The sequence below is a fragment of the Stenotrophomonas sp. YJH_SMC_19 genome (assembly GCF_059367915.1).
On sequence record NZ_JCAFRI010000001.1, the window covers coordinates 13,578 to 36,111 of the forward strand.

Below are 22,534 nucleotides of genomic sequence, written 5' to 3' on the forward strand. Positions count from 1 at the left end.
TCGCCTTGTTCAACAGACCTTCGGGTCAGGGAGGTTGTCCATGCGATCCACGCTCCGCTCACCGCTCGCCTGGGTCCTGACCGGACTGTTGCTGGCCGGCCCCGCACTGGCCGCCGACACCACGACCTTCAACGTGACCCTGGTGGTCACCAAGGCCTGCACCATCACGGCGGCGGCGGCCACCAACGTTGACTTCGGCACGGCGGCCTCGACCACGGCGACCCCCACCCTGGGCCAGGGCACGGTGACCGCCCAGTGCTCGGCCCTGACCCCGTACACGATTTCGCTGAACGCGGGCGCCAATGCCAGCACCGCCAACGACGTCACCACCCGCCGGATGAAGAACACCAACGCCGCGGTGACCGCCAACAACTTCGTTGGCTACCAGCTCTACCAGGACGCCGCTCATACCCTGGTCTGGGGTGCAACCTCGGGCACCAACACCCAGGCCGGCATCGGCACTGGCCTGGCCGTGCCCTACATCGTCTACGGCCAGATCCTGAACCTGAGCACCAACAACCCGGCCACCGGCAACTACCTGGATACGGTCACCGCCACGATCACCTATTGATGGAGCACGCCCGCATGGCCGGACCCCGCCCGTGGCGCGCCACCGGCGTGGCGCTGCTCGCCCTCTCCCTGCTGGCCGCAGCCCCTGCCGGTGCCACCAGCCTCCAGGTCGCCCCCACCAGCCTGCAGCTTGAGGCCCGCCAGCGCGCCGGCGAACTGTGGCTGACCAACAGTGGCACCTCGCCGGTCAGGCTGCAGGTGCGGGTCTTCCGCTGGGTACAGCAGGATGGCCAGGAACAACTGCTGCCCACCGAGGAACTGCTGGCCACCCCTCCGATGCAGGAACTGGGCGCGGGCCAGCAGCAGCTGGTACGGGTCATGCGCCCGAACCACGAACCGCCTGCGACACAGCAGTACTACCGGCTGATCGTCGACGAGGTGCCTGATCTGGCGACCCGCGCCAACGGCATGCAGTTCGTGCTGCGCTATTCGATCCCGGTGTTCGTGCAACCCTCGGGCGGCAAGCTGGCGCCGCGCCTGCAGGCCAGCCTGGTCCGGCTGCAGGACGGACGCAACGGCGTGGAGGTGGCCAACACCGGCAACAGCTATGCACAGATCGCCGACCTGGCGCTGGGCAGCGTCCAGCGCCCGCGCATCGTGCACCCCGGCCTGCTGGGCTATGTACTGCCCGGGCAGGTGATGCGCTGGCCGATCGAGCGCACGGCCATCGACCGCGACAACGACCAGATCACGGCCAAGCTCAATGGCGAGTCGGAACAGACGCCGCTGTCGCCGCCACCGGCTCGCTGAGGCGTTGATGGGCGCGCTGTTTGCTGCCCTGGCTCCTGCGGCGACCGAAGCCGCCGATGTGTCCGGCGTGGCTGCCGCCGGGGCTGCGGACGTCTCCGGGGTGTCGGCCGACGCGATCCTGCCCGCCCCCACGCCCCTGACCGCCAGCCAGACCCTGTACCTGGACGTCTCGCTCAACAGCACGCCCCGCGGCCTGCTGCCATTCACTGAAACCCGTGGCCGGCTGCAGGCCAGTCCGGAAGTGCTGCGCCAGCTCGGCTTCAGCGCCCGCGGCGATGCGCCGGTCTATCTGGACCAGATCAGCGGGGCCGTTGTGCGCTACGACGCGCATATGCAGACCCTGGCCCTGGACGTGCCGCTGGACCAGCTGACCCTGCCGACCACCGTGCTCAGCCAGCCGCAGACCCGGGCACCGGCCAGCACCGCCTCGCCCGGCCTGCTGCTGAACTACGACCTGTATGGCAGCCGGGTCGACATGCTCGGCAACCTCAGCCTCAGCTCGGAGCTGCGCCTGTTCGGGATCGGCAACGGCACCGTCGAGAACACAGCGATCAGCCGGCGCTACCAGCAGCCCGGCGACCGTCGCTGGCGCGGTGAGAGCGTGCGCCTGGATACGCGCTGGAGCCTGGATTTCCCCGACAAGGCGATGACGCTGGAGGTCGGCGATTTCTACAGCGGCTTCGTCGACTGGACCCGTCCGGTGCGTCTGGGCGGCCTGCAGATCGGCCGCAACTACGGCCTGCAGCCGTATCGCGTACTCACCCCCACGCCCAGCTTCCTCGGCCAGGCGGTGGTGCCGTCCACGGTAGAGCTGTACGTCGATGGCCTGCGCCAGTACAGCGGGCAGGTGCCGGTCGGTCCGTTCCAGCTGGCCGCGCAACCCGGCATCAGCGGCACCGGCAGCGCACAGGTGGTGGTGACCGATGCATTCGGGCGCATGCAGACGCTGGATTTCAGTTTCTATGGCACCCAGCAGCTGCTGGCCAAGGGCCTGTCGGACTGGTCGGCCGGCGTTGGCCGCCTGCGTGAGGATTTCGGCCAGCGTTCCTTCGCCTACGACGATCGCACCGTGGCCAGTGCCAGCTGGCGAGGCGGTATCAGCGACACCTTTACCGGCGAAGCACATGCCGAAGGCGGCGGCGGCCTGGCCCAGGCCGGCATCGGCGGCTGGTGGCTGCTCGGCGGCGCGGGCGTGTTCAACGCCGCCTATGCGCACAGTGACTATCACGGCCTGCGGGGCGGGCAATGGGCACTGGGCTACAGCTGGAACAACCGCCGACTCAACTTCAATCTGCGCAGCGTGCGCAGCCATGGCGATTACCGCGACCTGGGCGCACTGCAGGGCAGCCTGCCGCCGAGCATCAGTGAACAGGCCACGGTCGGCGCCGATCTGCTGCGGCTGGGCACGCTCAGCGCCAGCTACCTGCGCCTGCGCTATCCCGACGGAGACGACAACCGCTACGCCAGTCTGTTCTGGTCACGCACCTGGAGCCAGCGGTGGTCGGCCTACCTGTCGGTGAACCAGAACCTGGACAAGAGCGATGACCGCAGCATCTACCTGTCGGTCACCGCCAGCCTGGGCAACAACCGCCAGGCCAGCCTCTCCAGCCAGCGCAACGGCGACAGCCAGAGCTGGGTAGCGGACGTGACCCAGCCGGTGCCCGGCGACGGCAGCGCCGGCGGCGTCGGTTGGCGCGCGCAGGTGCGCCATGGCGAGGACGGCAATGGCGGCCTGGCCGAAGTCGGCATCCTCAATGACGTCGGTCGCTACTCATTCGGCGCCTCGCGCCAGGGCGGCCTGAACTATGCCTACGCCAGCGCCAGTGGCAGCCTGGTGTGGATGGGCGGGCATGCCTTCGCCACCCGCGAAGTCTCCGACGCGTTCGCAGTCATCAGCACCAACGGCGTGGGCGGCGTGCCGGTGCGGCTGGAAAACCGGCTGATCGGCGTGACCGATGATCGCGGCCTGCTGCTGGTCAGCCCACTGCTGTCCTGGCAGCGCAACCGCGTCTCCATCGACACCCTGGACCTGCCCGAGGACATGCGCGCCGATCGCATCGAAGACTGGGTGACACCCCGCCAACGCGCCGGTACCCGCGTGACCTTCGCGCTGCGTTCGCGGCCGTCGTTGAACCTGACCCTGCACGGCATGGACGGGCAACCGCTGGAGGTCGGCAGCGAGGTGCAGCTGCCGGACGGGCGACAGGCGCTGGTGGGCTATGACGGGCTGCTGTACCTGGAAGACGTGTCCGCCGGCAGCGTGCTGTACATCACCACCAGCCGCGGGCAATGCAGGGTGAAGGTACCGGACGTGCCCAAGGTGGTGGCTTCCGGCGCGCGACCGAAGCCGGCACCGCTGGCGTGCATCCCGGAGGTAGCGCCATGAGGACGTTGCTGCTCGGCCTGCTGCTGGTCGCCGGCCTGCTGGCGGCGGCACCGGCCCGCGCCGTCGCGGTGTGCGCCGCCGTCGCCGACCCGACGCTGCCGTTTGGCAACGTCAACAGCAATGCCCCCGGTGCAACCACCGGCACGCTCAACATCACCGTGACCTGCACCACCGCTGCGTTGAGCCTGCTGGCCACCACCGGCGTGCGGGTCTGCGTGGGCATCGGCGCCGGCAGCGGCGGCGGCAGCAGCTCCAGCTGGCGCACGATGAAGACCAGCGCCAGCGACAGCATGAATTTCCAGCTCTACAACACCTCCAACTTCAGCCAGGTAACCGGGCTGACCCCGCGTGGCACGCCGCCGGCACAGGAACTGACCATGACCTACAGCGTGCCGTTGCTGACCGGTGGCAGCGGTGCGCAGTCGACCCAGCTGTTCGCGCAGATCCCGGCCAACCAGATCCTGGCGTCGGGCGCTTACAGCAGTACGTTCAGCGGTGCGAACGTGGTGCTGACCTGGGCCTGGAACGAAGTGCTGCTCGGCACCGCCACCGTGCCCGCCACCTGCAACGGCGGCGCCACCGGTACCAACAGCGCCAGTGCCGCCTTCAGCTTTACCGCCACCGCCAACGTGTTGCCGCAGTGCGGAAGCTATGTCACCACCAACATGAACTTCGGCAACGTCACCGGCGGCATTCCCGCCAACATCGACCAGACCGCCACCTTGACCCTGACCTGCCTGAAGAACACGGCCTACCAGGTCAGCCTCAACAACGGCCAGAACAATCCCACCGCCACCAGCACGCGGCGCATGGCCACCACCATCGGCGGCAGCACCTACTACCTCACCTACGAGCTGTACCGCGATGCCGCGCGCAGCCTGCGCTGGGGCAACACCCTCAACGTCGATACCGTTGGCGGCACCGGAAGTGGCAGCGCGCAGCAGCTCACGATCCATGGCCGGGTGCCGCCGGTCACCGGCCAGCCCCCGGCCGGCATCTACAACGATGTGGTGCAGGTGACGATCACTTATTGACCTGTGTGCCGACCAACGGTCGGCACCCACCAGGCAGGTTTCGGACGATCGACGCCCACCGGGGCGGTTTCGGCAGATCCACGTCATGCGTGGATGCGCGCATCATTCCTGTGCCAGGAGCAGTCGACTGACAGTCGACGCTACAGATTCGGCCGATCCAGCCGATACCGCGCAGCGAGATCTTTCAGCACGGTGGTTGCCAGGTGGCTCGCGCATTTCTGATCGGGGCGATACTGTTCGCCAGCACATCGGCGTGGGCCGAACCCGGCCCCAGCAACCTGCAGATCCGCCTGACCGTGGTCGAAGCCTGCCGCGATGACCCCGGCAGCACCCACTGCCCCGCACCCCACCAGCGCAGCGACACACCGCAACTTCCGCCCCAGGTCCGCGAGCTCGCGCCTCCCGCCGACGACGAAGACACGACGTCCGCCGTGACCGTCATCTACTGATGCGGGCACTTCTGACCCTGCTGGCGATGCTGCTGGCGTTGCCTGCCGCGGCATTGGACCTGTTGCCGACCACACTGCAGCTGCCCGCCGAAGGTGGCCAGGGCGAACTTTGGCTCTTCAACCCCGGCCCCGGCCGCTGGCAGGGCCGGGTACAGATCCTTGCGTGGGACCAGCAGACCGACGCGGACATGCTGCGTCCCACCGACCAGGTGCTCGCCAGCCCCACCCTGCTCGACATCCCGCCCGGCGTCCGACAGCGCATCTGGCTGCTGCCACGCCAGCCGGCATCCGCTGTCGGCGAACAGGCCTATCGGGTCGTCCTGGCCCCCACTACGCCAGGCCTGCAGCGCTATTCGCTGCCGTTGTTCCGCGGGCACGCCACACCAATGGCCCAGTCGCGGCTGCATGCAGGGATCGAACCCGGCCAGTCACATACCTTCCTGCGACTGAGCAACACCGGTACCCTGCACGCACGCCTGAACGATCTCGCCTACATCACCAGCGGCGGTCAGCGCACCCTGCTGCTGCCCGGTCTGGCCGGGTATCTGCTGGCCGGCCATGAGCGCCGCTGGGCCCTGCCCGCCCGCGCTGATGGCTACGCCGGCGGTCATTTCCAGGCCCGGCTGCAGGATGGCCGGATGGTCGATCTGGTCGCTCCAGGCCCGGCAATTGCAGCCAGCGCACCGAGCGGGCTATAATCGACCGGATTCCTGCCGCCTGCGTGCGCGGGAACCCGTCCACACCGGACGTCACCGGTGAATCCACACCTGCTGCCCCCATCCGTGCCGGGGTGCTCCGCAAGGAGTTCGGCCACGGAGGCAACAGGGAAGCCCAACCCCGGAACCGATCGCGCTTCCACGCGTCCCGCATACCTATCCCCGCGGGCGGAATCGCTGGTTCCATATCAGGAGTATTGCAATGCCCCAGGTCACCATGCGTCAGATGCTGGAAGCCGGCGTCCACTTCGGCCACCAGACCCGCTACTGGAACCCCAAGATGGCTCCGTACATCTTCGGCGCCCGCGGCAAGATCCACATCATCAACCTGGAAAAGACCGTCCCGCTGTTCAACGACGCGATGAACTTCATCTCGTCGGTTGCCCAGAAGCGCGGCACCGTCCTGTTCCTGGGCACCAAGCGCAGCGCCCGCGAAACCATCAAGGAAGAAGCCGAGCGTTGCGGCATGCCGTTCATGAACCAGCGCTGGCTGGGCGGCACCCTGACCAACTTCCGTACCGTCAAGCAGTCGGTTGCCCGCCTGAAGGAACTGGAAGCCGGTGAAACCGACGGCACCTTCGAGAAGCTGGTCAAGCACGAAGTGCTGGGCCTGCGTCGCGAGCGCGACAAGCTGGAAGCCTCGCTGGGCGGCATCAAGGACATGAACCGCCTGCCGGACGCCATCTTCGTGATCGACATCGGCCACGAAGACATCGCGATCAAGGAAGCCAAGAAGCTGGGCATCCCGGTCATCGCTGTGGTCGACACCAACTACAACCCGGAACTGGTGGACTACGCCATCCCGGGCAACGACGACGCCATCCGCGCTGTGCAGCTGTACGCCCGCGCCGCTGCCGACGCCGTGCTGGAAGGCAAGGCTGCTGCTCCGCATGCTGCTTCGGTGCGTGAGGAAGAGTTCGCTGAAGCCGCTGCTGAAGGCGAAGAGAAGCCGGCCCGCCGCGCTCCGGCCAAGAAGGCTGCCAAGAAGGGCGACGACGCCCAGGCCTGATCCAGGCCCGGGGTGGACGCCCGGCGTCCACCCTCCCTGCGCGCAGCCTTTGGCGCGTGACAGGACCGTGTCACACGGGCCGGCCACCATGCCGGCCCAACCCCTTTCTTTCGTGAGGTAATCCCGTGGAAATCACTGCTTCCCTGGTCAAGGAACTGCGCGAGCGCACCGGCGCCGGCATGATGGAATGCAAGAAGGCGCTCACCGAAGCCAACGGCGACATCGACGCTGCTGCTGAAGCCATGCGCAAGTCCGGCGCCGCCAAGGCCGACAAGAAGGCTGACCGCGTGGCCGCCGAAGGCCGTCTGGGCCTGGCCCAGGATGGCGGCAAGGCCGTGCTGGTCGAAGTCAACTCGGAAACCGACTTCGTCGCCAACGATGACAACTTCAAGTCCTTCGTCAATGCCGTTGCCGCTGCCGCCCTGGCATCGGGCGCCACCGACGTCGAAGCCGTGAAGGCTGCCAAGCTGGCCGATGGCCGCACCGTTGAAGAAGCCCGCGCCACCGCCGTGCAGACCCTGGGTGAGAACATCCAGATCCGTCGCATGGTGAATGTCGACACCACCGGCAACATCGGTGCGTATGTCCACACCAACGGCAAGGTCGGCGTGCTGGTCGATCTGATCGGCGGCGACGTCGAGCTGGCCCGTGGCCTGGCCATGCACGTGGCTGCACTGAAGCCGCCGCACAACAAGGCTGCGGACGTTCCGGCCGACTTCGTCGAGAAGGAAAAGGAAATCGAGCTGGCCAAGATGTCCGAAAAGGACAAGGCCAAGCCGGCCGACATCCTGGAAAAGATCATCAGCGGCAAGATCAACAAGATCGTCAGCGACGTGACCCTGTACGGCCAGACCTACGTGCTGGGCGACACCACCGTCGAGCAGGTGGTCAAGGCCGCTGGCGCCGATGTTGCTGGCTTCAAGCTGCTGATCGTCGGCGAAGGCATCGAGAAGGTGGTGGAAGACTACGCCGCCGAAGTTGCCAAGGCGATGCAGGTCTGATTCCAGCCTTCCGGCTGTGAAGCAACCAGAAGGAGCCGCGGGAGACCGCGGCTCTTTTTTTATGCCGGCGGCCCTGTGGGGTGCGCACAGCGGCACCTTTGCGTTGCGCGCGAATCAAGCCGATACTCGGCACAGGGAATCAACAGTCATTTAGCAGGAACGAAAATCGCGGACTGTGATGCATTCCTAGGTATTCTTGTCCCAATGGAATTGAACGACCCGACATGCCTCCCGAGCTGACAGCTGCCCTGGCGCTCTGCCGCAACCTGCCCTCGCCACCCGGTATTGCCCTGCGCATCATCGAACTGGCACAGGACCCGGAAGCGGATATCGCCACCGCCGCCGACATCATCGCCATCGACATGGCGCTGAGCGCTCGCATGCTGCGCATCGCCAATTCGCCGCTGTACGCCAGCCGCCGCCGGATCGAGAACCTCGGCCAGGCACTGACCATGCTCGGCCTGAATGCCACGATCAGCCTGGCCCTCGGCTTCACCGTCACCCAGGGGCTGACCGGCGGCACCGGCGCCGACCACGACCTGCGCCAACGCGCCTGGAAGCGCAGCATCCTCAGCGCGCTGGCTGCCAGCCAGCTGGGCCAGGCCCGCGGCCTGCGCCGGCTGGAAGAACTGATGCTGGCCGGCCTGCTGCAGGACCTGGGCGTACTGTGCCTGGCCCAGGCCGAATCGGAGCGCTACCTGCCGCTGCTGCGCGAAGCACGCGACAACATCGACCTGGTCGCGCGCGAGCGCGACGAACTGGGCTGCAGCCACGCCGAGGTCGGCGCCTGGGTGGCCGAGCAGTGGGGCCTGCCGCGCTACCTGGTGGAGAGCATCAGCCACAGCGAAGACCTGGACGCCGCGGAATCGCCGTTCCAGGCCTGCGTGCAGCTGTCCGGTGCCGTGGCCGACATCTGGCTGGACGATGACGCCGATGCCGCCCGCGAGCGCGCCCTGCAGCAGGTGCATGACCGCCTTGAACTGGACAGCGCCCGTTTCGACCAGGTCCTGACCCGCATCAGCGAGGCCCTGCCGGACATCGCCAGCCTGTTCGAGGCCGGCCTGAATTCCCCCTCGCGGGTGCGCGAGCTGATCGACCACGCGCAGGAGCTGGCCACCCTGCGCAACCTGCGCGAACTGCAGGATGCCGACCAGGCCCGTCGCCGCGCTGACGAATTCGAAGCCCGGGCCAAGCGCCTGGCCGACCAGGCCCATCGAGATGCCCTCACCGGCGTGCTCAACCGGCGCCAGCTGGAAGCCGTGCTGGAGCAGGAATTCCTGCGCGCCGGTCGCCAGGGCTGGCCGCTGTCGGTGGCCTTCATCGACCTGGACGACTTCAAGAAGATCAACGACGCCCATGGCCACCTGACCGGCGACGAGGTGCTGCGGGCCTTTGCCGGCAAACTGCAGGGCCAGCTGCGCCACAGCGACACCGTGGCCCGCTTCGGCGGCGAGGAGTTCGTCGCGCTGCTGCCCAACACCAGCGAAACGGTAGCACTGGACGTGATCCGCCGGGTACTGGCCAACATCGTTGCCACGCCGATGGCCGAACTGGAAGGCGGCCCGCTGTTCGTCACCTTCTCCGCCGGCGTGGCCACCCAGGGCGGCTACGAACGCTTCGCCGACGTGCAGGACCTGCTGCGCGCCGCCGACGACGTGCTGTACCGCTCCAAGAACCTCGGCCGCAACCGGGTGATCGCGCGCTCCCCCGGCGCCCTCGGCCACGACGAGCTGTCAGCGACCGCGGGCGCCGAGCTGGGCTGAACCGGAAGCCCCGGATGACCGGGGCGAACGCCAGGATTTTACGCCGCAGTGCACAAAACACTATGGCCCGACGCCGCATGCGCGTAGAATCGCCCGCGATTTCCACGCACCCGAGGTCCCCATGTCCAAGCTCGCCTATCGCCGCATCCTTCTGAAACTGTCCGGGGAGGCGCTGATGGGAGATGAGGACTACGGCATCGACCCGAAGATCATCAATCGCCTGGCCCGCGAGGTCATCGAAGCCCAGCAGGCCGGTGCCGAAGTGGCGCTGGTGATCGGCGGCGGCAACATCTTCCGCGGCGCCGGCCTTGCCGCAGGCGGCATGGACCGGGTCACCGGCGACCAGATGGGCATGCTGGCCACGGTCATCAACGCCCTGGCCATGCAGGACGCCCTGGAGAAGCTGGGCGCCAAGGCGCGCGTGATGAGCGCGATCAAGATCAATGACGTGTGCGAGGACTACATCCGCCGCCGCGCCATCCGCCACCTGGAAAAGGGCCGCCTGGTGATCTTCGCCGCCGGCGTCGGCAGCCCGTTCTTCACCACCGACTCCGGCGCTGCCCTGCGCGCGATCGAGATCGGCGCCGACCTGCTGCTGAAGGCCACCAAGGTCGATGGCGTGTACGACAAGGACCCGAACAAGCACAGCGATGCGGTCCGCTTCGACAGCCTGAGCTATGACGAAGTGATCCGCCGCGGCCTGGAAGTGATGGATACCGCCGCCTTCGCACTGGCCCGCGACAGCGACCTGCCGATGCGCGTGTTCGACATGGGCCAGCCGGGCGAGCTGCTGAAGATCCTCAACGGCGAGAACATCGGCACCCTGGTCCAGGGCCGCGATCCGGCCTGAGCCTGAGCGCGCGGCGACAACCGGGCCGATTCAGGCCCGGCAGCGTCCCGTATTCGCCTATAATCGCCCGATTCCAGATACATCCAGGACCGGGCGATGCTCAACGACATCAAGAACAACGCGCAGACGCGCATGGCCAAGAGCATCGACGCTCTGAAGCACACCCTCACCTCCATCCGGACCGGGCGTGCCACGCCGGCCCTGCTGGACCGCGTGACGGTCAATGCCTACGGCAACGCCAGCACCCCGCTGAACCAGGTTGCCTCGATCTCCAACGCCGATGCGCACTCGCTGCTGGTCACCCCGTTCGACAAGGGCATGATCAAGGAGATCGAGAAGGGTCTCTACAACGCCGAGTTCACCCCGAACACGCTGGGCACCGCGATCCGCATCAACATGCCGCCGCCGACCGAAGAGCGCCGCAAGGAGCTGGTCAAGCAGGTGCAGAAGGAAGGCGAAGGCGCCAAGATCGCGATCCGCAACATCCGTCAGGACGCGAACAAGGAAATCGCCAAGCTGGTCAAGGACAAGGCGATCAGCGAGGACGAGAAGAAGCGCGGTGAGGACGACATCCAGAAGTTGACCGACACCAACATCAAGGACGTCGACAAGGTCGTTGCCGACAAGGAAAAAGAACTGCTGTCGGTCTGAAGTCGATGCCTTCAGTCCCGCCTCCGTTGCCGGCCACCCTGCCCCGCCACGTCGCCATCATCATGGATGGCAACGGGCGCTGGGCACAGCAGCGCCGCCGCCCGCGCGTGATCGGCCATCGTGCCGGCGCGCGCGCGGTCAACCGCACCATCGAGCGCTGCCTTGAACTGGGCATTCCGGCGCTGACCCTGTTCGCGTTTTCCAGCGAGAACTGGGGCCGGCCGCAGGAAGAAGTCGACGCCCTGATGAAGCTGTTCCTCGGCGCGCTCGACCGCGAAGTGGACGAACTGCACCGACGCGGCGTGCGCGTACGCTTCATCGGCGAACGCGAGCGCTTTGGTGCCGGACTGGTCAGCCGCATGCAGCTGGCCGAGCAGCGCACCGCCGACAACACCACCCTGACCCTGTCGATCGCCGCCAGTTACGGCGGTCGCCAGGACATCGCCCGTGCCGCGCGCGCACTGGCCGCTGAAGTCGCCGCAGGACGCCTGCTGCCCGAACAGATCGACGAATCGCTGCTGGGCAGCCAGGTCGCCCTGGCCGACCTGCCGCCGCCGGATCTGTTCATCCGCACCGGTGGCGACACCCGCATCAGCAACTTCCTGCTGTGGCAACTGGCCTACACCGAGCTGTGGTTCACCGAGGCGCTGTGGCCGGACTTCGATGCCGCCCTGCTGCAGCAGGCGCTGGATGCCTATGGCAGCCGCGAGCGTCGTTTCGGCCTGACCAGCGCCCAGATCGCCGCACTGGCCACCGAGACCTCCAGCCCATGACCAAGACCCGAGTCCTCGCCGCGCTGATCATGGCGCCGCTCGCCATTGCCGCGATCCTGCTGCTGCCGACGCAATGGCTGGCCGCCGCCGCCGCCGCCGTGCTGCTGATCGGCCTGTGGGAATGGCTGAAGCTGGCCGGCATCGAAGACACCCTCGCGCGCACCGTGCTGCTGGTGCTGAACCTGCTGCTGATGGTGCTGCTGGTGTGGGCCGATGGCAGTACGCTGGTGCTGTTCCAGATCACCACACTGGCAGGTGTTGCCTGGTGGCTGGCGGCGCTGGCCTGGCTGCGCTTCTTCAACTTTGGCGCCCAGCCGACGGCCCCCTCCCGGATCGTGAAGATGCTGGCCGGCACCCTGGCCATCGTTCCTGCCTGGGCAGCGCTGGTACTGATCCACGCTGGCGGTGACCCGCCAGGCAAGCAGGGCCACCTGTGGCTGCTGGCGGCACTGGCACTGGTCTGGGCAGCCGATTCGGGCGCCTATTTCGCCGGCCGTCACTTCGGCAAGCACAAGCTGGCGCCGCGGATCAGCCCCAACAAGACCTGGGAAGGCCTGTTCGGCGGCCTGCTGGCCGGTGTCGCCGTGGCCCTCGGACTGGGCTGGCTGGCCGGCATCGACATCGCGCACCTGCCGGGCCTGCTGATCACCTCGGTGGTGGCCGTATTCGCGTCGGTGCTGGGTGACCTGTTCGAAAGCCTGATCAAGCGCCACGCCGGTGCCAAGGACTCGGGCAACCTGATTCCGGGCCATGGTGGCGTGCTCGACCGCGTCGACGGCGTCCTCGCCGCCGTGCCGGTGTTCGCGCTGGGCAAGGAAATCTTCGGGTTCTGACCATGAATGCTGTCGCAGACCTGCGCCGGGTCGCCGTATACGGCGCCACCGGCTCGATCGGTGCCTCCACGCTGGACGTCATCGCCCGCCACCCGCAGCGCTACCAGGCCACGGTGCTGGCCGCCGGCCGCCAGGTGCAGGCACTGCTGGCCCTGTGCCGCCAGCACAAGCCCGCGCACGCGGTCATCGCCGACGAAGCGCGGTTCACCGAACTGCGCGACGGCCTCCGCGATGCCGGGCTGTCGACCGAGGCCCACGCCGGTCATGCCGCACTGGATCAGCTGGCAGCAAGCGATGCCTGCGACACGGTCGTCGCGGCCATTGTCGGTGCTGCAGGGCTGTCCTCGACCCTCGCCGCCGCTGCGGCCGGCAAGCGCATCCTGCTGGCCAACAAGGAATCGCTGGTACTGGCCGGCGAGCTGCTGACCCGCACCGCCGAGCGCGCCGGCGCCGAGATCATTCCGATCGATAGCGAGCACAGCGCGATCTTCCAGTGCCTGCGTTCGCGCGACGCCAGCATCGACGGCGCCGGCGTGCGCCGCATCCTGCTGACCGCGTCGGGCGGCCCGTTCCGCGGCCGCAGCCGCGCCGAGCTGGCCGAGGTCACCCCGGCCCAGGCCGTGGCTCACCCGAAGTGGTCGATGGGCCCGAAGATCTCGGTCGATTCGGCGACGTTGATGAACAAGGGCCTGGAAGTCATCGAGGCGCACCATCTGTTCTCGGTGCCCGGCGAGCGCATCGAGGTGCTGGTGCACCCGCAGAGCCTGGTCCATTCGCTGGTCGAATTCGTCGACGGCTCGACCCTGGCCCAGATGGGCCTGCCGGACATGCGCACCACCCTGGCGGTCGGCCTGGGCTGGCCGCAGCGCATCGAATCGGGCGTGGCCGGGCTGGACCTGCTGGCGCAGGGCCGGCTGGATTTCGAGGCGCCTGACACCGACGCCTTCCCCTGCCTGGCGCTGGCCTGGCAGGCCATGCAGGCCGGCGGTACTGCCCCGGCGGTGCTGAACGCCGCCAATGAAGAGGCGGTTTCAGCATTTCTTCAGGGCCGGATCGGTTTCCTGACCATCCCGGAGCTGGTTGCTAACGCTCTTTCAACACTGCCGACCCAGCCAGCCGATACACTGGAGGTCCTGTTGTCCGCCGACCAGCGGGCACGCCAGCTCACCCTGAACGCCATCGACGCCGCCTGAACGACCGCCTCGCCCAGCATGACGCCGCCGCCCCTGCCCGCCACTGTGAGCCTGCATGACTGACTTCCTCGGATCGGTCTGGTGGATGATTGTCAGCCTCGGGCTGCTGGTCACGTTCCACGAGTTCGGGCATTACTGGGTCGGCCGCCTCTGTGGGGTCAAGATCCTGCGCTTCTCGGTCGGCTTCGGCCGTCCGCTGTGGTCGCGCCGCGACAGGCACGGCACCGAGTTCGCCATTGCCGCCATCCCGCTGGGTGGCTACGTGAAGTTCCTCGACGAACGTGAGGTCGAGGTCCATCCCCACGAGCGCGGCCAGGCCTTCAACCACAAGACCGTGTGGCAGCGCATCGCCATTGTTGCTGCAGGGCCGATCGCCAATCTGCTGCTGTGCATCCTGCTGCTGTGGGCGATGTTCGTGATCGGCAAGCAGGACTACTCGCCGACGATCGGCCGGGTTGACGGCATCGCCGCCAGCGCCGGACTGCTCAGCGGTGACCGCGTTCTGCGGGTGGATGAGCGCCAGGTCGCCACCCTGGGCGAGGCCAGCATGGCGCTGACCGCCGCCGCGATGGATCGCCGCGACGTCACGCTTGAGGTACTCGACCCTGCGGACCAGGTGCGCGTGCGCACCCTGCCGCTGTCGCAGCTGCCCGCCGGCTTCGATGAACGACGGGTACCGATCCTGGCCGGCCTGTACTGGCAATCGTGGCTGCAGCCGGCACTGGTCGACTCGCTCACCGCCGATTCGGTGGTCACCGGGCTGCTGCAGCCGGGCGACCTGATCGTGGCGATCGACGGCCAGCGCATCGACAGCGTCGACCAGGTGATCGGCGAGATCCAGGCCCTCGGCCGTGCCGGAGGCCCCGGCATGATCGAGGTCCTGCGAGGCGGTGAACGCCTTGCACTGGAAGTCACGCCCCGCCAGGGCAAGGATGGCAAGGGCAACCCGGTCTGGCAGATCGGCGTCGGCTTCCCCACCACCTACAGCCCCTCCTACGACACCCTGCTGCGCTATGGGCCGCTGGATGCAGTGACCGTCGCCGTACGTGAAACCGGCCGGCTTGCCGCCGATTCGCTGGGCATGATGGCCCGCATCGTCACCGGCAAAGCCTCGCTGCAGAACGTTTCCGGGCCGGTCACCATCGCCCGCGTGGCCAATGTCTCGGCCAAACGCGGCCTCGACTGGTTCCTGCAGTTCCTTGCCCTGCTGTCACTCAGCCTGTGCATCATCAACCTGTTGCCGATCCCGATCTTGGACGGCGGGCACCTGCTGTATTACCTTATCGAGTTGGTCAAGGGCAGCCCGCTGAGCGAGCGTGCCATCGCCGCCGGCCAATACATCGGCCTGGCGTTGCTGGCCGGGCTGATGGGGTTGGCGTTCTACAACGACATCCTCGGCCTGGTCCCGCGATGAACTTTTCCACGTTGTTGCCGTCTACAGCGTCGGCATCCCGCACCAATGAAATCGACCTTCCTACCGGACGTGACATGACGCGACTCCCCAATCGCCGCCTGCTGGCCCTCGCCCTCGCCGCCGTCACCGGCGCTCCCGCCCTGGCCCAGGCAGCCGAGCCCTTCACTGTCAGCGACATCCGCGTCGATGGCCTGCAGCGCATCAGCTCGGGCACGGTGTTCACCTACCTGCCGGTGGAACGGGGCGAGACGATCACCGACAACAAGGTCGGCGAGACCATCCGCGCGCTGTACAAGACCGGCTTCTTCGAAGACGTGCAGCTGGACCGCCAGGGCAGCATCCTGGTGGTGACCGTCAAGGAACGCCCGGCGATCAACAAGCTGACCGTGACCGGCAACAAGGACATCAAGTCCGAGCAGCTGCTCAAGGGTCTGTCCGACATCGGCCTGACCGAGGGTGGCACCTTCGACCGCCTGAGCCTGGACCGCGTGACCCAGGAACTGCGCCGCCAGTACAACGACCGCGGCAAGTACACCGTCGAGATCACCCCGACCGTGAGCCCGCTGGACCGCAACCGCGTGGACATCGCGATCGCCATCAAGGAAGGCAAGGCGGCCAAGATCCGCCACGTCAACCTGGTCGGCACCGAGAAGTTCGAGAGCAAGGACATCCTGGAGACCTGGGAGTCCAAGGAGCACAACTGGGCGTCGTGGTACCGCCGTGACGACCAGTACTCCAAGGAAAAGCTGTCCGGCGACCTGGAAAAGCTCAACTCGTGGTACCTGGACCGCGGCTACGTCGACTTCAGCATCGATTCCACCCAGGTCTCGATCAGCCCCGACAAGCGCGACATGTTCCTCACCGCGGGCGTGACCGAGGGTGCGCAGTACAAGATCTCCGAGATCAAGGTCAGCGGCGACACCATCCTTCCGCAGGAGGACGTCGAGCGCATGGTGATCCAGAAGCCGGGCGACACGTTCTCGCGTGCCCTGCTGGAATTCAGCTCGGACACCATCACCAACTCGCTGTCCAACATCGGCTACGCGTTCGCCAAGGTGAACCCGATCCCGACCACCAACCGTGCCGAACAGACGGTAGGGATCAACATGCAGGTCGTGCCCGGCCCGCGCGTGTCGGTGCGCCGCATCCTGTTCCGTGGCAATACCCGCACCTCCGACGAAGTGATGCGTCGCGAAATGCGCCAGTTCGAGAACAGCTGGTACTCGCAGGCCGCGATCGACCGCTCCAAGATCCGCCTGCAGCGCCTGGGCTACTTCGAGTCGGTGGACGTCGAGACCCCGGCCGTCAGCGGCAGCAACGACCAGGTCGACGTCGTCTACAACGTCAAGGAAACCACCTCCGGCAGCTTCGTGTTCGGCCTGGGCTATTCGCAGTCCTACGGCATGACCACCTCGGTGCAGCTGTCGCAGAACAACTTCCTCGGCGGCGGCAACCGCGTGTCGGTCGAAGCCTCGCGCAGCAGCTACCTGCAGCGCTACGGCTTCAGCTACACCAACCCGTACTTCACCGACGACGGCGTTTCGCTGGGCTACAACCTGTCCTGGCGTGAACTGGACTACTCCGACTTCAACACCGCGCAGTACAACAGCACCAATGGTTCTGCGCAGGTGGTGTTCGGCGTGCCGCTGACCGAAACCGACACCGTCTCGCTGATGTTCGGCATCGACAGCAACCAGATCACGACCTACCGTGGCTCGACCCCGCCCTCGATCATCGATTACATCGATGCGGTCGGTACCCGCACCTTCCATGCCTGGCGTACCGAGCTGGGCTGGGCGCGCGACTCGCGCAACGATTACTTCATGCCGACCCGCGGTACCTACCAGCGCGTTGGTCTGGAAACCACGCTGCCGGGCTCGACCATCGAGTACTACAAGCTGAACTACCAGATCAGCAAGTACTGGCCGATCATGCCGTCGCTGGTGATCAACACCCGCGCCGAAGTGGGCTACGGCGATGCCTACGGCAAGGACTACACCCGTACGATCACCAATGCCGATGGCACCACCCGTACCGTCACCGCCAGCGGCCTGCCGTTCTTCGAGAACTTCTATGCCGGTGGTACCAACTCGGTACGCGGCTTCGAGGACAACACCCTCGGCCCGCGCGAAGCCACCGACGGTTACCCGGAAGGCCAGCCGCTGGGTGGTTCGCTGAAGACCGTCGGTTCGGTCGAAGCCTACTTCCCGCGCCTGTTCGACAGCCCGTCTGCACGCGTGTCGGCCTTCGTCGACTTCGGTAACGTCTACAACGGCACCAAGAACTTCAAGGCCAACGAACTGCGCGTCTCCACCGGTGTCGCCCTGCTGTGGCGCGCCCCGGTCGGCCCGATCTCGATCAGCTACGCGTTCCCGCTGAAGAAGGAAGACGGCGACAAGATCGAACGCCTGCAATTTACCTTCGGTGGTCAGTTCTAAGAACTGACCACCGAAGGTGCGCCGCGGCTTGCTGCGCAAGCAGCGGGTCCCGACCTACCTCCTGTCCCCCGCGCCATTGGCGCGCCCCCCTTAACAGAAGGGGGGCTCTCCACCAGACGGGGTGCGAAGCGCCGGGCATTGCCCGGCGTTTTCGTTTAGTCCGGATGCGGGAAGCGCGCACCCCGCTTTTGATTTTTTCTGTTTTTCCGTGGCTGGCACTCGCGCCAGGCCGTCGGAGGTCGGACGGGGTGGGGCTGCGGGGGTGTGAGCCGCATGGATGCGGCGACCAAGGCTACATGGACGTACTTGCGCCGCCCCCCGCAGTCCCGCCCCGTCCGACCCAGCCCATGACACTGGCTCTGCCGGCCGCGAGGGGCCCTGCCGTTGGCTGCATATGCCCCCCGCATGACCGCAATGGCGTCACACGTTAAACTCCCGCCGTGAATACTCCCACCTACACCGCCCAGCAACTCGCCGAGCAGTTCGGCCTGCAGGTCCATGGCGACCCCGCCACCGCCATCCACGGCGTGGCCACCCTCGCCCACGCCGGTCCTGGCCAGCTGACCTTCCTCGCCAATCCACGCTACCGCGCCCAGCTGGCCGACAGCCAGGCCTCGCTGGTCGTGCTGCGCGCCGACGACGCCGAGGCCGCCCCCGGCGCCGCGCTCGTGGCCAAGGACCCGTACACCACCTTCGCCAAGATCGCCGCGCTGTTCGACATCGCGCCCACGCGCCCACCGGGCATCCACCCCAGCGCCGTCATCGATCCCAGCGCCCAGGTCGCCGCCAGCGCCCACATCGGCCCCTTCGTCTCCATCGGCGCGCGCAGCGTGGTCGGCGAGAACTGCATCATCGGCACCGGCAGCGTGATCGGCGAAGACTGCAGCCTGGACAGCGGCTGCGAACTGATCGCCCGGGTCACCCTGGTCACCCGGGTCAAGCTCGGCAAGCGCGTGCGCGTGCACCCCGGTGCCGTGCTCGGTGCCGATGGCTTCGGCCTGGCAATGGACGCCGGCAAGTGGATCAAGGTGCCGCAGCTCGGCGGCGTGCGCATCGGCGACGATTGCGAAATCGGCGCCAACACCTGCGTCGACCGTGGTGCACTGGAAGACACCGTGCTGGACGAAGACGTGCGGCTGGACAACCTGGTACAGATCGCGCACAACGTGCAGATCGGTGCGCACTCGGCCATCGCCGGCTGCACCGGCATCGCCGGCAGCGCCAGGATCGGCCGCTACTGCCTGCTCGGTGGCCACGTCGGCGTGGTCGGCCACCTCGAGATCTGCGACAAGGTCGTGATCACCGGCAAGTCGGTGGTCCGCAATTCCATCCATGAGCCGGGCGAGTACTCGTCCGGCACCCCGTTGACCGACAACCGCACGTGGCGCAAGAACGCCGCGCGCTTCAAGCAGCTGGACGCATTGGCTCGCCGCGTCCTGGCCGCTGGCAAGGAGAAAGAATGAACGACACGCTGCAGCTTCCGATCGACGTCTGCCAGATTCAGGAACTGCTCCCGCACCGCTACCCGTTCCTGCTGGTGGACCGGGTGCTTGAGCTCGACATCGACGCCAAGCGCATCCTGGCGCAGAAGAACGTCAGCATCAACGAGCCGTTCTTCCAGGGTCACTTCCCGGGCCGCCCGATCATGCCCGGCGTGCTGATCATCGAAGCGCTGGCCCAGGCCGGTGGCGTGATGACCCAGCTGACGCTTGGCCGCGATGCGCAGTCCAAGCTGTTCTACATGGTCAAGGTGGAAAACGCCCGCTTCAACAAGCAGGTCGTGCCCGGCGACGTGCTGATGCTGGATGTGCAGATGAAGCGCCTGATCCGCAACATGGGCTGGTACTACGGCGAGGCCAAGGTCAACGGTGAAGTCGTTGCCTCGGCCGAGGTCATGTGCGCCGGTGCCAAGGGCTGATCCACGGGAGGCAGCAATGACTGACAACGCACCACGGATCCACCCGACTGCCGTCATCGATCCGGCCGCGCGCCTGGCCGACGACGTCCAGGTCGGCGCGTTCACCCTGATCGGTGCCGATGTGGAAATCGGCGCCGGCACAGTGGTCGGCCCCCATTGCAGCATCCACGGCCCGACCAGGATCGGCCGTGACAACCGCTTCATCGGCCACGCCGCGATCGGTGGCGAGCCGCAGGACAAGAAGTTCGCTGGCGAACGCACCGAACTGGTGATCGGCGACCGCAACGTGTTCCGCGAGTTCGTCACCCTGAACCGTGGCACCGGCGGCGGCGGCGGCATCACCACGATCGGCAACGACAACTGGATGCTGGCCTACACGCACGTGGCGCACGACTGCCATGTCGGCAACTTCTGCGTGTTCTCCAACAACACCACCCTGGCCGGCCACGTGACCGTGGGCGACTACGTGATCATCAGCGGCTTCGCTGGTGCCCACCAGTTCTGCCGCATCGGTGCCCACGCCTTCCTCGGCATGGGCGCGCTGACCAACGGCGACGTTCCGCCGTTCACCATGGTCGGCACCGATTCGCTGGGCCGCCCGCGCGGCATCAACAGCGAAGGGCTGAAGCGTCGTGGCTTCGACGCCGAGCGGATCTCCGCCATCAAGCGCGCCTACCGCACCCTGTACGTGGCGGGCCTGCCGCTGGCCGAAGCCAAGGTGCAGCTGACCGAACAGGCACGCGACAGCGATGACGTGAAGGCCATGCTGGACTTCATCGAGCACGCTGAGAGGCCCTTGCTGCGATGAGCAGCACGACCGGCCAGGCGCCGGCCGGCGCCGCCGTGATTCCGCTGGCCTCGATGGCCGGCAGCGTCCCCGCGCAGCGGGTGCTCAGCGAGCGCCCGTTGCGGATCGCTCTGGTGGCCGGTGAGGCCTCCGGTGACCTGCTGGGTGCGGGCCTGGTGCGCGAGCTGAAGGCACGCTTTCCGAATGCCGAATTCGCCGGCATCGGTGGCGATGCCATGCGCAGCGCCGGCTGCCTGACCTGGCACGATGCCAGCGAGCTGGCGGTGATGGGCCTGACCGAAGTGCTGCGCCACCTGCCACGCCTGCTGAAACTGCGTTCCGCGTTCCGCCAGCGTGCACTGGAATGGCAGCCGGACGTGTTCATCGGCATCGACGCGCCCGACTTCAACCTGGGCATCGAACGCTGGCTGAAGCAGCGCGGCGTGCGCACCGTGCACTACGTCAGCCCCTCCGTCTGGGCCTGGCGCGAGAAGCGCGCCGAGAAGATCGGCAGCAGCGCCGACCTGGTGCTGTGCCTGTTCCCGATGGAACCCCCGATCTATGCCAGGCACGGCATCGACGCGCGCTTCGTTGGCCATCCGATGGCCGATGACATCCCCCTGCAGGGCAACCGCGAGGAAGCGCGCGCCGCGCTTGGCCTGCCGACCTCGGCCAAGGTGCTGGCGGTGCTGCCGGGCAGCCGCCTGGGCGAAATCTCGCGCCTCGGTGAACCGTTCTTCGAGGCCGCCTGGCAGGTCTCCGAGCGCATCCCCGGCCTGCACGTGGTAGTGCCTGCCGCCAACCCGGCCTGCAAGCGCCTGATCGAAGAGCAGCTGTCACGCTCGGCGCTGCCGGTAGCCTTCTCGCATGTACTCGACGGTGAGGCGCGCAACGCGATGATCGCCGCCGATGTGGTGGTGCTGGCCTCGGGCACCGCGACGCTGGAGGCGATGCTGGTCAAGCGGCCGATGGTGGTCGGTTACCGCGTCAACGAGCTGACCTACCGCCTGGTCAAGGCGCTGGGCCTGATCAAGGTCGACCGCTTTGCCCTGCCCAACATCCTGGCGGGCCAGGACCTGGCACCGGAACTGATGCAGCACGACTGCACGCCGGACAAGCTGGCGGCGGCCATCCAGCAATGGTTCGACCACCCGCAGCGGGTGACCGACCTGCAGGACACCTATGCCCGCCTGCATCAACGACTGCGCCGCAATGCCTCGGCCCGCGCGGCCGACGCTGTGGGCGAGCTGTTGATGCGCGACCAGGCCCAGGCATGAGCCGCCGCCACGCCGCAGCGGCCAGCCTGGCCCTGTTCGACGGTGCTGCCGTGGTCGAGCCGGAGCGTCTGGTCGCCGGCGTCGACGAAGCCGGCCGCGGTCCGCTGGCCGGACCGGTCGCGGTGGCGGCGGTGGTGTTCGACCCGGCACGGCCACGCATCAACGGCCTGGACGATTCCAAGCAACTCACCGCAGCCCGCCGCGAGCAACTGCATGACCGCATCATCGAACGTGCCCTGGCCTGGCACGTGGTGCTGGTGGACGTGGACACCATCGACCGCCTGAACATCTACCAGGCCACCCTGCAGGGCATGCGTGACGTCGTTGCAGCGGTCGCCCACGTGGCCGGCTTCGCCCGCATCGACGGCAACGTGGTGCCCAAGGGCCTGGTACTGCCGGCGCAGGCGCTGGTCGGCGGTGATGGCATCGACCGCGCAATCATGGCCGCCTCGATCCTGGCCAAGGTCTCGCGCGACCGCTACATGCAGGACGTGCATGCCCGCCACCCGCAGTACGGCTTCGAGCAGCACAAGGGCTACGGCACCCCGGCCCATCTGGCCGCCCTGCGCGAGCACGGCCCCTGCATGGAGCACCGGCGCAGCTTCGCCCCGGTGCGTGAGTGCCTGGAAAACCCGGCAGCTGTGACCGCAGACATCGCAATCGCCTGAATCGCCTGAACGGTCGCTGCACCCGGCTGCGAAAGCAGGGTCAGGCGGGGCCCG

21 protein-coding genes are annotated in these 22,534 nt (G+C 67.3%); all 21 read left to right on the plus strand.

The window, feature by feature from the left end; translation table 11 throughout:
- Positions 1–40 precede the first annotated feature (40 nt).
- The 21 genes from AC5P5R_RS00055 to rnhB all read left to right on the plus strand — a co-directional run bounded on the left by AC5P5R_RS00055 (position 41) and on the right by rnhB (position 22,480).
- Positions 41–571 (plus strand): Csu type fimbrial protein, encoded by a 531-nt coding sequence (locus AC5P5R_RS00055; RefSeq protein WP_043034862.1) that lies wholly within the window; start codon positions 41–43, stop codon positions 569–571.
- Positions 571–1,320, plus strand: a complete 750-nt coding sequence (locus tag AC5P5R_RS00060; RefSeq protein WP_043034861.1) for a fimbrial biogenesis chaperone — start codon at positions 571–573, stop codon at positions 1,318–1,320. The genes AC5P5R_RS00055 and AC5P5R_RS00060 overlap by 1 nt, the downstream gene beginning before the upstream one ends.
- 7 nt (positions 1,321–1,327) lie before the next feature.
- Entirely contained in the window at positions 1,328–3,706 is a 2,379-nt protein-coding gene (locus AC5P5R_RS00065; protein ID WP_100438041.1) for a fimbria/pilus outer membrane usher protein, read from the plus strand.
- Positions 3,703–4,740, plus strand: a complete 1,038-nt coding sequence (locus AC5P5R_RS00070; RefSeq protein ID WP_043034859.1) for a Csu type fimbrial protein — start codon at positions 3,703–3,705, stop codon at positions 4,738–4,740. The genes AC5P5R_RS00065 and AC5P5R_RS00070 overlap by 4 nt, the downstream gene beginning before the upstream one ends.
- A 203-nt stretch (positions 4,741–4,943) precedes the next feature.
- Positions 4,944–5,189 carry a hypothetical protein gene (locus AC5P5R_RS00075; protein WP_012479612.1) on the plus strand — a complete coding sequence of 82 codons (246 nt, stop codon included), beginning with the start codon at positions 4,944–4,946 and terminating at the stop codon, positions 5,187–5,189.
- On the plus strand, positions 5,189–5,887 hold the full coding sequence (locus AC5P5R_RS00080) for a fimbrial biogenesis chaperone (protein WP_043034858.1): 699 nt from the start codon (positions 5,189–5,191) through the stop codon (positions 5,885–5,887). Before AC5P5R_RS00075 ends, AC5P5R_RS00080 begins: the two co-directional genes overlap by 1 nt.
- A 220-nt stretch (positions 5,888–6,107) precedes the next feature.
- Positions 6,108–6,914 (plus strand): 30S ribosomal protein S2, encoded by an 807-nt coding sequence (gene rpsB, locus AC5P5R_RS00085; RefSeq protein WP_005408748.1) that lies wholly within the window; start codon positions 6,108–6,110, stop codon positions 6,912–6,914.
- Between the two features lie 125 nt (positions 6,915–7,039).
- Positions 7,040–7,915, plus strand: a complete 876-nt coding sequence (tsf, locus tag AC5P5R_RS00090) for a translation elongation factor Ts (RefSeq protein WP_005408747.1) — start codon at positions 7,040–7,042, stop codon at positions 7,913–7,915.
- Positions 7,916–8,139: 224 nt separating this feature from the next.
- Positions 8,140–9,678 (plus strand): GGDEF domain-containing protein, encoded by a 1,539-nt coding sequence (locus AC5P5R_RS00095; RefSeq protein ID WP_005412741.1) that lies wholly within the window; start codon positions 8,140–8,142, stop codon positions 9,676–9,678.
- 121 nt (positions 9,679–9,799) lie between these two features.
- On the plus strand, positions 9,800–10,528 hold the full coding sequence (gene pyrH, locus AC5P5R_RS00100; protein WP_005408745.1) for a UMP kinase: 729 nt from the start codon (positions 9,800–9,802) through the stop codon (positions 10,526–10,528).
- A 96-nt stretch (positions 10,529–10,624) separates the two neighbouring features.
- A complete protein-coding gene (gene frr, locus AC5P5R_RS00105) occupies positions 10,625–11,179 on the plus strand; it encodes a ribosome recycling factor (RefSeq protein ID WP_005408744.1) in 555 nt (184 codons plus the stop codon).
- A 5-nt stretch (positions 11,180–11,184) separates the two neighbouring features.
- Positions 11,185–11,952, plus strand: a complete 768-nt coding sequence (gene uppS, locus AC5P5R_RS00110) for a polyprenyl diphosphate synthase (protein WP_005408743.1) — start codon at positions 11,185–11,187, stop codon at positions 11,950–11,952.
- The gene (locus tag AC5P5R_RS00115; protein WP_005408742.1) at positions 11,949–12,785 is read left to right on the plus strand and encodes a phosphatidate cytidylyltransferase; all 837 of its coding nucleotides are present in this window, start codon (positions 11,949–11,951) and stop codon (positions 12,783–12,785) included. The genes uppS and AC5P5R_RS00115 overlap by 4 nt, the downstream gene beginning before the upstream one ends.
- A 2-nt stretch (positions 12,786–12,787) precedes the next feature.
- Positions 12,788–13,978 (plus strand): 1-deoxy-D-xylulose-5-phosphate reductoisomerase, encoded by a 1,191-nt coding sequence (gene dxr / locus AC5P5R_RS00120; protein WP_100438040.1) that lies wholly within the window; start codon positions 12,788–12,790, stop codon positions 13,976–13,978.
- 55 nt (positions 13,979–14,033) lie between these two features.
- The gene (gene rseP, locus AC5P5R_RS00125) at positions 14,034–15,392 is read left to right on the plus strand and encodes an RIP metalloprotease RseP (RefSeq protein WP_005408740.1); all 1,359 of its coding nucleotides are present in this window, start codon (positions 14,034–14,036) and stop codon (positions 15,390–15,392) included.
- Positions 15,393–15,466: 74 nt separating this feature from the next.
- Positions 15,467–17,830 carry an outer membrane protein assembly factor BamA gene (bamA, locus tag AC5P5R_RS00130; RefSeq protein WP_164281482.1) on the plus strand — a complete coding sequence of 788 codons (2,364 nt, stop codon included), beginning with the start codon at positions 15,467–15,469 and terminating at the stop codon, positions 17,828–17,830.
- 440 nt (positions 17,831–18,270) lie between these two features.
- Positions 18,271–19,293, plus strand: coding sequence for a UDP-3-O-(3-hydroxymyristoyl)glucosamine N-acyltransferase (gene lpxD / locus AC5P5R_RS00135; RefSeq protein ID WP_005408738.1), 1,023 nt, complete (start codon positions 18,271–18,273; stop codon positions 19,291–19,293).
- Positions 19,290–19,748, plus strand: coding sequence for a 3-hydroxyacyl-ACP dehydratase FabZ (gene fabZ / locus AC5P5R_RS00140; protein ID WP_005408737.1), 459 nt, complete (start codon positions 19,290–19,292; stop codon positions 19,746–19,748). Before lpxD ends, fabZ begins: the two co-directional genes overlap by 4 nt.
- A gap of 16 nt (positions 19,749–19,764) precedes the next feature.
- A complete protein-coding gene (lpxA, locus tag AC5P5R_RS00145; protein WP_005412736.1) occupies positions 19,765–20,556 on the plus strand; it encodes an acyl-ACP--UDP-N-acetylglucosamine O-acyltransferase in 792 nt (263 codons plus the stop codon).
- 53 nt (positions 20,557–20,609) lie between these two features.
- On the plus strand, positions 20,610–21,812 hold the full coding sequence (gene lpxB / locus AC5P5R_RS00150) for a lipid-A-disaccharide synthase (protein WP_043034888.1): 1,203 nt from the start codon (positions 20,610–20,612) through the stop codon (positions 21,810–21,812).
- Positions 21,809–22,480 carry a ribonuclease HII gene (gene rnhB / locus AC5P5R_RS00155; RefSeq protein WP_005412735.1) on the plus strand — a complete coding sequence of 224 codons (672 nt, stop codon included), beginning with the start codon at positions 21,809–21,811 and terminating at the stop codon, positions 22,478–22,480. The genes lpxB and rnhB overlap by 4 nt, the downstream gene beginning before the upstream one ends.
- Positions 22,481–22,534: the final 54 nt, after the last annotated feature.